Below are 13,336 nucleotides of genomic sequence, written 5' to 3'. Positions count from 1 at the left end.
CCGAACCCCAGCCGGGCCCAGGGGCGTAGCCCCGGAGCAGGGGCCGGGGCCGAGCCCCCCGGCGGGGTCCGGGGGCGTAGGCCCCCGGGTTCGGGGAGGGGCGGGGTGGGGAACAAGGAGCCCCTAGCCCGCCGGGGTGAAGCGGGCCGCGAAGCCGCCGTTCTTCGGGACGGGGAGGGACAGCCGCGAGGAGGCCGTGACCTCGCGGGTTTCCGTGACGATCTTGCCGTCCGGGCCGTCCCGGTACAGCTCGGCCCGCCACGTCCCCCGCCCCAGGAACGTCAGCGGCTCGTCCAGGGTGCGGGCCTCGCCCGAGGTGATCGCGCCGAGGTACCAGTCGTCGCCGGAGCGGCGGGCGAGGACCGCGCGGTCGCCCGGGTCGCCGTCGACGAGCCGGGTGTCGTCCCACACCGTGGGCACCTGGTCCAGGAACTTCAGGGCGGCCGGGTGCGCCTCGTACGACTCGACGCTGTCGGCGAAGTGCTGCACCCCGGACTCGTACACCACGGACAGCGCCAGCTCGGCGGCGTCGCTGGTGGGGCGCACTCCGGTGAACGTCACGGGGGTGAAGTCCATGGGCCCGATGAGGTTCCGGGTGAAGGGCAGCGTCGTGTAGTGGGCGGCCGGGAAGGGCTCACGGCCCGGCTTGGGGCGGGTTCCCTCGGCGCCCTTGACCGCCTCCACGCTCATCATCTGCGGCCAGGTCCGCTCCTGCCCGCGCGGAATCGTCGCGCCGTGGAAGTTCAGCATGAGCCGGTGCTTGGCGCTGTCCTTGAAGACGGCGTCGTACCACCGCATGCGGTCCTGGCCGTCGGACTCCAGGAAGTCGACCTTGAGCCCGACGACGCCCCAGGACTTGTACTGCGCGAACAGCCGGTCCCGCTCGCTCTGCTGGTCGATGGTCTGCCAGCGCACCCAGGCCCAGATGCCGACGCCCTTCTCCTTGGCGTACTTGGTGAGTTCGGGCATCCAGTCGTTGCTCCAGCCGGAGTCGACCAGGACGTACTCCCAGCCCTCCCGGGCGGCGAAGTCGACGAACTTCTTCTGGGCGGCGAGGCTGGCCGGGCTGCCGCCGTCCGACCACCATGACCAGGCCGCCTTGCCCGGCTTGATCCATGAGGTGTCGGCGACCTTCGACGGGGCGGCGAGGTCGGTCGGCAGGTCGCTTTCGGTGACGGTGGCGAGGTCGCCGATGACCATGGTGCGCCACGGGGTGGTGAGCCCGGGGCTGCTGACCTCGGCGGGGTCGGGGAGGGTGAGGCGGAAGCGGTCGGTGGCGGCGTCGAGGGTGAGCCGGGAGCCGCCGTAGGAGCTGTTGAGGTCGGCTTCCTCGACCAGCATCCAGCTCTTGCCGATGTGGAACAGCGACGGATAGCCGTAGTCGCCCGCCTCGGCGTCGGCGACGCTCCCGTGGTCGTGGGCGGACTCGTAGTCCGAGCGCCCGTTGTCGTACGGCAGCAGATAGGAGTCGGCGGTCGGCGGCACGGCGAACTCCGACTCCTCGCCGAGCACGGTGACGGTGTCCTTGCCCGGCAGGGCGTAGCGGTACGCCAGTCCGTCGGCCGAGACGCGGACGATCACCTTCAGCGTCCGTCCGTCCTTGCGGAAGGTGAAGGTCGACTCGGAGGCATCGGAGGTGTGGTGGGTCCGGCGGCCGGTGGTGGTCGTGTAGGTCTCGTGAATGGCGCGGTCGCTGCGCCCGGCGAACCGCAAGCCCTTGCCGAAGTCGGTGTCGGCGGTGCGGATGCCGAGCGCGGAGGGGCGCAGGACGGTCGTGGAGCCGTGCCGGGCGGTGAGGGTGAGGCCCCCGTCGCGGGTGAGGCTGAGCTGCCCGCTGACCTGGCCCTGCCCGGTGAGCCGCCAGCTGCGGCCGTCCGAGCTGTTCGAGCCGTCCGACTGACCTGCGGCTTCGGCTTGGAGTGGTACGAGGGCGGCCGCCGTGCAGGCGATGCCCGCCGCGGCTCTGGTGACCCTGGACCGAATGACGCGCATCGTTCCCTCCCACGGGACATGTGGCGATATAGCGGCGCGACAGATCAACGGCAACCCGAAACAGCAAGCCCATACATCAGATCTATCCGGCGCCTTGACGCATCATTAGTCGCTTCCTACGCTCCCGTCTAGCCAAATCATCGGACCAATCTCGACGTCTTCTCGGACGGAGCTGATCGACGGTGGCAGTCAGCAGACGCGGTTTCCTGGGCCGGGTGGCCGCCGGCGCGGCCGCGGGTTCGACGGCAGGGGTGGCCCTCCCCGCACCGGAGGCGGAGGCGGCCGAAAGCGGGCGTTCCGTGGTCCTGAGCGGCATGCGGACGGACCCGGAATGGCAGCGCTTTCTGTCCGGGCAGGACCTGGTCTGGAAGCGGATGCCGCGCACCTGGTACGAGGGCCCGTTCCTGGGCAACGGCCTGCTCGGCTCGATGGTCTACCAGGAGCCCGGCGAGAACGCCCTGCGCTTCACCGTTCACCACGGCGAGGTCCAGGACCACCGCCCCGCCCAGGGCGGCAGCGACTGGGGCGTGGCGCGGCTGCCGGTCGGCAATCTGCTGCTGCGCCCGGCCGGGAAGATCACCGGCGTCGATCTGCGACTCGACCTGTGGGACGCCGAGGTGCGCGGCACGATCACCACCGACAAGGGCCGTCTCACCCTCCGCGCGCTGGTCCACAACGACCGGACGATGCTGCTGGCGACCGTCGAGGCGAGCGCGGGCGAGGAGGGGTTCCGCTGGGAGTTCCGCCCCTCCCCCGCCGTCAGCCCGCGCATCGTCCGCGAGGACCCGCCGAAGGGGTTCGAGCCCAACCCGAAGCCGGTCAGCCGTACCGAGGGCGGGCTCGGCATCACCGTGCAGTCCATGGTGGCGGGCGGGCAGACGGTGACCGCGCACAGGGAGCGCGGCACGGGCCGGGAGCGTACGTACTACCTGTGCGTGGCGCACTCGTACCCGGGCCTGGACGCCGAGGGCCGGGCCGTCACGACGGTCCGCAAGGCGTCCGCGCTGCCGGTCTCCGGCCTGCTGCGCTCGCACCGCGACTGGTGGCACCGCTTCTACCGCAAGAGCTTCCTGTCGGTCCCGGACGCGATGCTCCAGAGTTTCTACTGGATCCAGCTCTACAAGCTCGCGTGCGCGGCCCGCGAGCACGCCCCCGTGATGGCCACCACCGGCCCCTGGGTGGAGCCGACCCCCTGGCCGGGGGTGTGGTGGAACCTCAACGTCCAGCTGGAGTACTGGCCGGTGCTGGGCTCCAACCACCTGGAGCTGGACGCGATTCCGCGCACCCTCGCCGAGAACACCGATGTCCTGATCAGCGCCCTCAAACCGGAGTACCGCGCCGACTCGGCCGCGCTGCGCCGCTCCACCGACGCGCAGTGCGAGGACAACGGCACGGTGCCGGTCCCGGGCGTCGGCGACCAGGCGGAGGTCGGCAACCTCCCCTGGGCGCTGCACAACGTGTGGCTCCACTACCGGCATTCCATGGACCGGGGCCTGCTGGAGGACGTGCTCTATCCGCTGCTGCGCCGCTCCACCAACTACTACCTGCACTTCCTGACCGAGGGGTCGGACGGCAGGCTGCATCTGCCGAAGACCTTCTCGCCCGAGTACGGCGCGGCCCCGGACTGCAACTACGACCTGGCGCTGTTGCGCTGGTCGTGCCGGACGCTGCTGGAGTCGGCCGAACTGCTGGGCAAGGACGATCCGCTGGCGCCTAAGTGGCGTGAGGTGCTGGACAAGCTCGTGCCGTACCCGGTGGACGAGAACGGCTTCATGGTCGGCACCGGCGTCCCGTTCGCCAAGTCGCACCGCCACTACTCGCACATGCTCTCCGTCTACCCGCTCTACCTGGTCAACTGGGACCAGAAGGAGAACCGGGACCTGATCACCCGCTCGCTGGAGCACTGGATCGGCTTCGAGGGCGCCCTGCGCGGCTACAGCTTCTCCGGTGCGGCCTCGATCTCGACCCAGATGGGGCGGGGCGACGACGCGTTGAAGTATCTGCGCGAGCTGGTGGCGCGCTTCATCCAGCCCAACACGCACTACTACGAGGCGGGTCCGGTGATCGAGACCCCGCTGTCGGGCGCGCAGGCGATGCACGACATGCTCTGCCAGAGCTGGGGCGGGATCATCCGCTTCTTCCCCGGGGTGCCGGACGCGTGGCGGGACGTGGCGCTGCACGACTTCCGCACCGAGGGCGCGTTCCTGGTCAGCGGGGTGCGCAAGGGCGGCAGGACGCGGTGGGTGCGGGTGCGGAGCCTGGCCGGGGAGCCGTGCCGGGTGCGGCACTCGCTGACCGGGCGGATCAGGGTCGCGGGGGTGCGCGGACCGGCCCCGACGTGGCGGACCTTGAGCGACGGCGTGATCGAGATCGACCTGGACCGGGACGAGGAGGCGGTGGTGTACCCGGCTGCGGGGCCGCGCCCGGACTTCCGGATCGCCCCGGTGAAGGTGTCGGAGCCCGCCGACCGGTGGGGGCTGCCGGAGCTGCCGCAGACGGGCCAGGGCACCCAGGTGGACCTGGTGGGGGTCTTCGACAACGACGCCATCACCACCGAGATGTACTACGGCGACGGGGACTTCGACGGTACGGGGCGCACGTACCCGATGGTGCAGCTGCCGCAGACCGGGCAGACCGAGGACGACGGGATCACGTTCGCCTTCACCAACGGCAGCGAGGGCTCGAACAACAACGTGATCGCGGCGGGCCAGAAGATCGCCGTTCCGGCGGGCGGCTACGCGAAGCTCCATGTGCTGGGCGCGGGCGACACCGGGAACGTGACGATCCCCGCGGTGGCCACGTACGCCGACGGCTCGACCGCGAAGCTGAGCATCCAGCTGACGGCGTGGCTGTCGGGTCCGGCGTACGGGGAGACCGAGGCGGTGCGGACCAGCCAGATCCATGCCCGCAGCGGCCCGGTGGGCACCAAGGCGGCGATCTTCCACCAGGTGGTGGCGCTGGATCCGGCCAAGGAGCTGTCCTCGATCACCCTGGCGGCCCCGGCGTCGGGCACCGCCAGGGCGCACGTCTTCGCGCTGACCCTGGAAAGCAAGAACTGAACCAACCAAAACCACACAACCGAACACCACGCGCAACGGCCGCCCCTCCCGGGGCGGCCGTTTCTTGCTCATGCGTGCAGCCGAGATGACAACTGAGAGAATTTGTTGGCACTCAGTGTCTTGCGAGGTGGCACACCGTGCCATACGGTGAAGGTGTCCGGGCGGCCGGCGCGCTGCACACCTCGCGCGTCGGCTGTCCCCGCAAGCCGCCTTGCGCGCCCGGACACCGCCTGCGTCACCAGGCGGGCCCACGGCGCTCACCCGCGCCCGGGCCGAACCTCCGCCGAACCGACGGCACAGCAGCCAGCCAGCAGCTTTCACCCCCGTCACGAGCCCAGCGTTCCCTCAGGCGTCCCCTCGTGGACGCTTCGCCGGAGGCACCGATGAACGAGATACTTGACGCGATCCTGGCGTCGGACACCAGCCCCCAGGACTTCGCCGCCCTGCGCGTTCCCGAGTCGTACCGCGCGGTGACCGTGCGCAAGGACGAGGCCGAGATGTTCGCCGGCCTCACCACCAAGGAGAAGGACCCCCGCAAGTCGCTGCACGTGGACGAGGTTCCGGTGCCCGAACTCGGCCCCGGCGAGGCCCTGGTCGCCGTCATGGCCAGCTCGGTCAACTACAACTCCGTGTGGACCTCGATCTTCGAGCCGCTGCCCACCTTCGGCTTCCTGGAGCGGTACGGCAAGCTCTCCCCGCTCGCCAAGCGCCATGACCTGCCGTACCACATCATCGGCTCCGACCTCGCGGGCGTCGTGCTGCGCACCGGCCCCGGCGTGAACGCCTGGCAGCCGGGCGCCGAGGTCGTCGCGCACTGCCTGTCGGTCGAGCTGGAGAGCGCCGACGGCCACAACGACACCATGCTCGACCCCGAGCAGCGCATCTGGGGCTTCGAGACCAACTTCGGCGGGCTCGCCGAGATCGCCCTCGTCAAGACCAACCAGCTCATGCCCAAGCCCGCCCATCTGAGCTGGGAGGAGGCGGCCGCACCCGGCCTGGTCAACTCGACCGCGTACCGGCAGCTCGTCTCCGGCAACGGTGCCGGGATGAAGCAGGGTGACAACGTCCTGATCTGGGGCGCGAGCGGCGGACTCGGCAGTTACGCCACCCAGTTCGCGCTGGCCGGCGGGGCGAACCCGATCTGCGTCGTCTCCTCCCCGCAGAAGGCCGAGATCTGCCGGAAGATGGGCGCCAGGGCGATCATCGACCGCACCGCCGAGGACTACCGCTTCTGGAAGGACGAGCGCACCCAGGACCCGCGCGAGTGGAAGCGGTTCGGCAAGAAGATCCGCGAACTGACCGGCGGCGAGGACCCGGACATCGTCTTCGAGCACCCGGGCCGGGAGACCTTCGGCGCGAGCGTGTACGTCACCCGCAAGGGCGGCACGATCGTCACGTGCGCGTCGACGTCCGGCTACACCCACGAGTACGACAACCGCTACCTGTGGATGTCGCTGAAGCGGATCGTCGGCTCGCACTTCGCCAACTACCGCGAGGCGTGGGAGGCCAACCGCCTCATCGCCAAGGGCAAGATCCACCCGACGCTGTCCAGGACGTACCACCTGGACGAGACCGGCCAGGCCGCGTACGACGTGCACCGCAACCTCCACCAGGGCAAGGTCGGCGTTCTGTGCCTGGCGCCCGAGGAGGGCATGGGCGTGCGCGACCAGGAGATGCGCGACCAGCACATCGACGCGATCAACCGCTTCAGGGACATCTGATGAGTGGCGAACCCCGCCCCAAGGACCGCCCGTGGCTCATGCGGACGTACGCCGGGCACTCCACCGCCGAGGCGTCCAACGAGCTGTACCGGCGCAACCTGGCCAAGGGCCAGACCGGACTGTCGGTCGCCTTCGACCTGCCCACCCAGACCGGCTACGACCCCGACCACATCCTCGCCCGCGGCGAGGTGGGCCGGGTCGGGGTCCCGGTCTCCCATCTGGGCGACATGCGGCGGCTGTTCCAGGACATCCCGCTGGAGCAGATGAACACCTCCATGACCATCAACGCCACCGCCATGTGGCTGCTGGCGCTGTACCAGGTGGTCGCGGAGGAGCACGGCGCCGATCCGGCCAAGCTCCAGGGGACGACGCAGAACGACATCGTCAAGGAGTACCTGTCGCGCGGGACGCACGTCTTCCCGCCGGGGCCCAGCCTGCGGCTGACCACCGACATGATCGCGTACACGGTCCACCACATCCCCAAGTGGAACCCGATCAACATCTGTAGCTACCACCTCCAGGAGGCCGGGGCGACCCCGGTGCAGGAGATCGCGTACGCCATGTCGACGGCGATCGCCGTCCTCGACGCGGTCTTCGACTCCGGGCAGGTGCCGGAGGAGCGCAAGGGCGATGTGGTGGCCCGGATCTCCTTCTTCGTGAACGCGGGCGTCCGGTTCATCGAGGAGATGTGCAAGATGCGCGCCTTCGGCCGCATCTGGGACCGCATCACCCGGGAGCGGTACGGCATCGAGAACCCCAAGCACCGCCGCTTCCGCTACGGCGTCCAGGTCAACTCGCTCGGGCTGACCGAGGCCCAGCCGGAGAACAACGTCCAGCGCATCGTGCTGGAGATGCTCGCCGTCACCCTCTCCAAGGACGCCCGCGCCCGCGCCGTCCAGCTTCCCGCCTGGAACGAGGCGCTGGGGCTCCCCCGGCCCTGGGACCAGCAGTGGTCGCTGCGCATCCAGCAGGTGCTGGCGCAGGAGAGCGATCTGCTGGAGTACGACGACATCTTCGCGGGCTCGCACGTCATCGAGTCCAAGGTCACCGAGCTGACCGGGGAGGCCGAGGCCGAGATCGAGCGCATCCAGGAGATGGGCGGGGCGATGGCCGCCGTCGAGTCCGGCTACCTCAAGGCGCAGCTGGTCGCCTCGCACGCCGCGCGGCGGGCCCGGATCGAGACGGGCGAGGAGAAGATCGTCGGCGTCAACTGCTACGAGGGCACCGAACCCAATCCGCTCACCGCCGACCTGGACACCGCGATCATGACGGTGGACCCGGCGAACGAGGCCCGGGTGGTCTCCGCCCTGCACACCTGGCGCGAGCAGCGCGACGCGCACCGCGCCGAGAGCGCCCTCTCGGCGCTCCGCAAGGCCGCCGCGGGCACCGACAACCTGATGGCCGCGACCGTGGAGTGCGCCCGCGCCGGGGTCACCACGGGCGAGTGGGCCTGGGCGCTGCGCGATGTGTTCGGCGAGTTCCGGGCCCCCACCGGGGTCGGCGGGGCGCCGCTGGCCGTCACCGCGGAGGCGGGCAGCGCGCTCGCCGCCGTACGCGAGAAGGTCGAGAAGACGGCGGCCGAGCTGGGCGGCGGGCGGCTGCGGCTGCTGGTCGGCAAGCCCGGCCTGGACGGGCACAGCAACGGCGCCGAGCAGATCGCCGTACGGGCCCGGGACGCCGGGTTCGAGGTGATCTACCAGGGGATCCGGCTCACCCCGGAGCAGATCGTCGCGGCGGCCGTCGCCGAGGACGTGCACTGCGTCGGCCTGTCGATCCTCTCCGGCTCGCACGCCGAGCTGGTGCCCGACGTCCTGGAGCGGCTGCGGCTGGCGGGTGCGCAGGACATTCCCGTCATCGTGGGCGGCATCATCCCGGCCGCGGACGCCGCCGCACTGCGCGCCGCGGGTGTCGCCGCCGTCTTCACCCCCAAGGACTTCGGTATCACGGAGATCATCGGCCGTATCGTCGACGAGATCCGTTCCGCGAACACGCTTCCCGCACTGGAGGTTCCCGCATGACCACGCCCGCCCCCGCAGACCGCGTGCTGCGGCCGCGCCGCTCCTGCCTGGCCGTGCCCGGTTCCAATCCGCGCTTCCTGGAGAAGGCCCAGGGCCTCCCGGCCGACCAGGTCTTCCTGGACCTGGAGGACGCCTGCGCGCCGCTGGCCAAGGAGGACGCCCGGCACTCCATCGTCAAGGCGCTGAACGAGGGCGACTGGACCGGCAAGACCCGGGCGGTGCGGGTCAACGACTGGACCACCCACTGGACGTACCGGGACGTCATCACGGTCGTCGAGGGCGCGGGCCCCAACCTGGACTGCATCATGCTGCCCAAGGTGCAGGACGCCCAGCAGGTGCAGGCGCTGGACCTGCTGCTCACCCAGATCGAGAAGACGATGGGCTTCGAGGTCGGGCGGATCGGCATCGAGGCGCAGATCGAGAACGCCAAGGGCCTGGTCAACGTCGACGACATCGCCGGTGCCTCGCCCCGGCTGGAGACCATCATCTTCGGCCCGGCCGACTTCATGGCGTCCATCAACATGAAGTCGCTGGTCGTGGGCGAGCAGCCGCCCGGCTACCCGGCGGACGCGTACCACTACATCCTGATGCGCATCCTGATGGCCGCCCGCACCCATGACCTCCAGGCCATCGACGGCCCGTACCTCCAGATCAAGAACGTGGACGGCTACCGCGAGGTGGCCGGGCGCGCGGCGGCGCTCGGCTTCGACGGCAAGTGGGTGCTGCACCCGGGCCAGGTGGACGCGGCGAACGAGGTCTTCTCGCCGTCGCAGGAGGACTACGACCACGCCGAGCTGATCCTGGACGCGTACGAGTACTGCACGTCCGAGGCGGGCGGCATGAAGGGCTCGGCGATGCTGGGCGACGAGATGATCGACGAGGCCAGCCGCAAGATGGCGCTGGTCATCGCGGGCAAGGGCCGTGCGGCCGGGATGGCCCGTACGTCCACCTTCGAGCCTCCGGAGGCGTGAGCACGATGCAGTTCGGCCGCACTTACGAAGAGTTCACGGTGGGCGACGTCTACCGGCACTGGCCGGGGAAGACGGTCACCGAGTACGACGACCATCTCTTCTGCCTGCTCACCATGAATCATCACCCGCTGCACATGGACAGCAACTACGCCGAGAAGACGACCGATTTCGGCAAGAACGTGGTGGTCGGGAACTACATCTACTCCCTGCTGCTCGGCATGTCCGTGCCGGACGTCTCCGGAAAGGCCATCGCCAACCTGGAGGTCGAGTCGCTGAAGCACGTCGCGCCGACGTTCCACGGCGACACCGTCTACGGCGAGACCGAGGTGCTGGACAAGACGCCGTCGAAGTCCAAAACCGACCGCGGAATCGTGCACGTGGAGACGAAGGGCTACAAGCAGGACGGCACCCTCGTGTGCGTCTTCCGGCGCAAGGTGATGGTGCCGACCGCCACGTACATCAAGGAGCGGGGCGGCGAGCAGCCGGGCCGCCCGGAGCTGGGAGGGCAGTGATATGGGCCGTCTGGCGCAGACCGAGGGGCTGACCGACATCCAGCGGGAGATCCTCGCCACGGTCAGGGAGTTTGTCGACAAGGAGATCCTGCCGGTCGCCACCGAACTGGAGCACCGCGACGAATACCCGACCCGGATCGTCGAGGGCCTGAAGGAGCTGGGCCTCTTCGGGCTGATGATCCCGGAGGAATACGGCGGACTGGGCGAGTCACTGCTCACTTACGCACTGTGCGTGGAGGAGATCGCGCGCGGCTGGATGAGCGTGTCCGGCATCATCAACACGCACTTCATCGTCGCGTACATGCTGAAGCAGCACGGCACCCAGGAGCAGAAGGACTATTTCCTGCCCAAGATGGCACTCGGGGAGATCCGCGGCGCCTTCTCGATGTCGGAGCCGGCGCTGGGCTCCGATGTGTCGGCGATCACCAGCAAGGCGGTGCCGGACGGCGACGAGTACGTGCTGACCGGCCAGAAGATGTGGCTGACCAACGGCGGCACGTCCACGCTGGTGGCGGTCCTGTGCCGGACCGGTGACCAGCAGGAGGGCGTCCCTCCGCACAAGTCCATGACGACCTTCCTGGTCGAGAAGGAGCCCGGCTTCGGCGAGGTCCGGCCCGGGCTGACCATTCCCGGCAAGATCGAGAAGATGGGCTACAAGGGGGTCGACACCACCGAGCTCATCATGGACGGACTGCGCATTCCGGCCGATCGGGTGCTCGGCGGAACGACCAACCGCGGTTTTTACCAAATGATGGACGGAGTGGAGGTCGGCCGGGTCAATGTGGCCGCACGCGGCTGTGGCGTGGCACAGCGGGCATTCGAGCTGGGTGTTGCGTACGCACAACAGCGGCACACCTTCGGGAAGCCGATCGCCCAGCACCAAGCCATCCAGTTCAAACTGGCCGAAATGGGAACAAAGGTCGAGGCGGCTCATGCGATGATGGTCAATGCGGCCCGCAAGAAGGACGCGGGTGCGCGCAACGACCTCGAAGCGGGAATGGCGAAGTACCTGGCGTCCGAGTACTGCAAAGAGGTCGTGGAGGACGCCTTCCGCATCCACGGCGGGTACGGCTTCTCCAAGGAATACGAGATCGAGCGCCTCTACCGTGAGGCACCGATGCTTCTCATCGGCGAAGGTACCGCTGAGATTCAGAAAATGATTATTGGACGACGACTGCTGGAGGATTACCGAAGCCAAGGCTGATGTCCCTTTTGGGGTGGTATCCGAGAGAAGAAGGTCACACCGCGCCATGGGTCTTCGGCCACTGACAAGCCACCGACAGGCCCTGGCGCTTGCCCAGTTACCGCTCGCAACCGATACCATCCGGGAAAGCCGCCGTCCCCAGTCTTGCGTCGCGGCATCCTCCGCTACGAAGGTCATCCATGCCCCACAGCCAATCCTCTGCACAACGCGGCCGCGTCCGCCTCGCGCGCGGAGCGTCGCCGTGGCTCCTCCCGACCGTCGCCACGGCGGCGGTCAGCCTCACCCGCGCCCGTCGCTCCGGACGCTGGGCGGCAGTCGCCGTGCCCGCCACCGCGCTCGCGGCGGGCATGCTGTGGTTCTTCCGCGACCCCGAGAGAGAGATCACTCAGGGCCGCGTCATCTCCCCGGCCGACGGCGTGGTGCAGAGCATCATGCCGTGGAAGGACGGGCGCACCCGCGTCGCGATCTTCATGAGCCCGCTCAACGTGCACGTGAACCGGGCTCCGCTGGCCGGCACCGTGACCTCCGTCGAGCACATCCCGGGCGGCTTCGTTCCCGCGTTCAACAAGGAAAGCGAGAACAACGAGCGGGTCGTCTGGCACTTCGACACCGAGCTGGGCGACATCGAGATGGTCCAGATCGCGGGCGCGGTCGCCCGCCGCATCGTTCCGTACGTGCCGCAGGGCACCAAGGTCGAACAGGGTGAGCGGATCGGTCTCATCCGCTTCGGCTCGCGCGTGGACGTCTACCTTCCCGAGGGCGTCGATGTCGCGGTCGAGGTCGGCCAGGCCACCACCGCGGGGGTGACTCGCCTTGACCGTGATTGATCCCGATACCCAGGCCGCCTGGGTCCCCGAGGCCGACGTGGACGCCGCAGACGAGACGGACGACATGCCGCTGTCGACCCGGCTGTCGATAGCGGACACCCTGACCCTGGGCAACGCGACCTGCGGCTTCCTGGCGGTCTACTTCACCACCACCGGCGTCCTCATCCCGCACCTCACGGGCAGCGAGGACGGCGGCATGACCCGCCACAGCGCGGCCTCGGCGGTCATGCTCATGCTGCTGGCGTCCGTCTTCGACCTCTTCGACGGGCTCGTCGCGCGGAAGCTGCGCAGCTCGGCCATGGGCGCGGAGCTGGACAACCTCTCCGACCTGATCAGCTTCGGGCTCGCCCCGGCGTACTTCGTCCTGGTCTGGGGCATGGTCACCGACAACACCTACCAGCGGGTGTCGGTGGTGGGGGCGATCGTGGTGCTCCTCGCGGTCGTGCTACGGCTGGCCAGATTCTCCTGCGTCACGCTGCGCGACGGCGTCTTCCAGGGCATGCCGAGCCCCTTCGGGGCGCTCACCGTCGTCTCGGTCGTCCTGCTGGGCCTGCCCTTCGTGCCGACCCTGCTGGCGATCATCGGCGTGGCGTGGCTGATGGTGAGCCGCGTCGAATACCCCAAGCCGCGCGGCCGCCTCGCCGTGGCCATGCTCGGCTGGATCGTGACCAGCATGGCGCTGCTGGCCGCCTGGGCCTTCGAGGCCCCCGGCGGCGAGCTCCTGCTCCAGTCGGCGTGCGCCCTCCAGGTCGTCATGGGCGCGGTGATCCCCCTCTTCGCCACCGCCCGCCGAGTCAACGCCTTCCGCGACAACCGCCGCGAGGCGAGGGCGGCCCAGCTCCCTTAGGCCCGCCCTTCCATCCCGACGCCGTGGGGCCCGAGCGCATGACGCTCGGGCCCCACGGCGTTGCGCGTCACGGCCCCGGGCCCCCAACCCCACGCCAGGCCAGGCGCCCCGCAGCGTGCGCCCCGGTGCGGAGCGCACGCCGGACCCCGGCGCGGCCCCAGTGGCGGGGCCCGGCCATCGCCGGG

9 protein-coding genes are annotated in these 13,336 nt (G+C 69.6%); 8 read left to right on the top strand and 1 reads right to left on the bottom strand.

What is annotated here, in order from left to right; all coding sequences use genetic code 11:
* Positions 1 to 123: 123 nt before the first annotated feature.
* Positions 124 to 1,992: a glycoside hydrolase family 97 protein gene (locus HYQ63_RS33050; protein ID WP_179937443.1), complete on the bottom strand. Its 1,869-nt coding sequence runs from the start codon at positions 1,990 to 1,992 to the stop codon at positions 124 to 126.
* Positions 1,993 to 2,174: 182 nt separating this feature from the next.
* Between HYQ63_RS33050 and HYQ63_RS33045 the strand changes: the two genes are divergently transcribed.
* The 8 genes from HYQ63_RS33045 to pssA all read left to right on the top strand — a co-directional run bounded on the left by HYQ63_RS33045 (position 2,175) and on the right by pssA (position 13,151).
* Entirely contained in the window at positions 2,175 to 5,051 is a 2,877-nt protein-coding gene (locus HYQ63_RS33045) for a twin-arginine translocation signal domain-containing protein (protein ID WP_179937442.1), read from the top strand.
* 383 nt (positions 5,052 to 5,434) lie between these two features.
* Complete coding sequence (gene ccrA, locus HYQ63_RS33040) at positions 5,435 to 6,772, top strand: crotonyl-CoA carboxylase/reductase (protein ID WP_179937441.1); 1,338 nt, start codon at positions 5,435 to 5,437, stop codon at positions 6,770 to 6,772.
* The gene (locus tag HYQ63_RS33035; RefSeq protein ID WP_179937440.1) at positions 6,772 to 8,790 is read left to right on the top strand and encodes a protein meaA; all 2,019 of its coding nucleotides are present in this window, start codon (positions 6,772 to 6,774) and stop codon (positions 8,788 to 8,790) included. Before ccrA ends, HYQ63_RS33035 begins: the two co-directional genes overlap by 1 nt.
* On the top strand, positions 8,787 to 9,761 hold the full coding sequence (locus HYQ63_RS33030) for a CoA ester lyase (RefSeq protein ID WP_179937439.1): 975 nt from the start codon (positions 8,787 to 8,789) through the stop codon (positions 9,759 to 9,761). Before HYQ63_RS33035 ends, HYQ63_RS33030 begins: the two co-directional genes overlap by 4 nt.
* A gap of 5 nt (positions 9,762 to 9,766) precedes the next feature.
* Complete coding sequence (locus HYQ63_RS33025) at positions 9,767 to 10,273, top strand: MaoC family dehydratase (RefSeq protein ID WP_179940749.1); 507 nt, start codon at positions 9,767 to 9,769, stop codon at positions 10,271 to 10,273.
* 1 nt (position 10,274) lies between these two features.
* Entirely contained in the window at positions 10,275 to 11,477 is a 1,203-nt protein-coding gene (locus tag HYQ63_RS33020) for an acyl-CoA dehydrogenase family protein (protein WP_123107388.1), read from the top strand.
* A gap of 179 nt (positions 11,478 to 11,656) precedes the next feature.
* Positions 11,657 to 12,304: a phosphatidylserine decarboxylase gene (locus tag HYQ63_RS33015; protein WP_009714172.1), complete on the top strand. Its 648-nt coding sequence runs from the start codon at positions 11,657 to 11,659 to the stop codon at positions 12,302 to 12,304.
* Positions 12,291 to 13,151, top strand: a complete 861-nt coding sequence (gene pssA / locus HYQ63_RS33010; RefSeq protein ID WP_179937438.1) for a CDP-diacylglycerol--serine O-phosphatidyltransferase — start codon at positions 12,291 to 12,293, stop codon at positions 13,149 to 13,151. Before HYQ63_RS33015 ends, pssA begins: the two co-directional genes overlap by 14 nt.
* The last annotated feature ends 185 nt before the right edge of the window (positions 13,152 to 13,336 follow it).

The sequence above is a fragment of the Streptomyces sp. Rer75 genome (genome assembly GCF_013414305.1).
In the GTDB taxonomy this organism is placed as follows: Bacteria; Actinomycetota; Actinomycetes; order Streptomycetales; family Streptomycetaceae; genus Streptomyces; species Streptomyces himastatinicus.
This window is presented reverse-complemented; position numbering and strand designations above follow the sequence as displayed.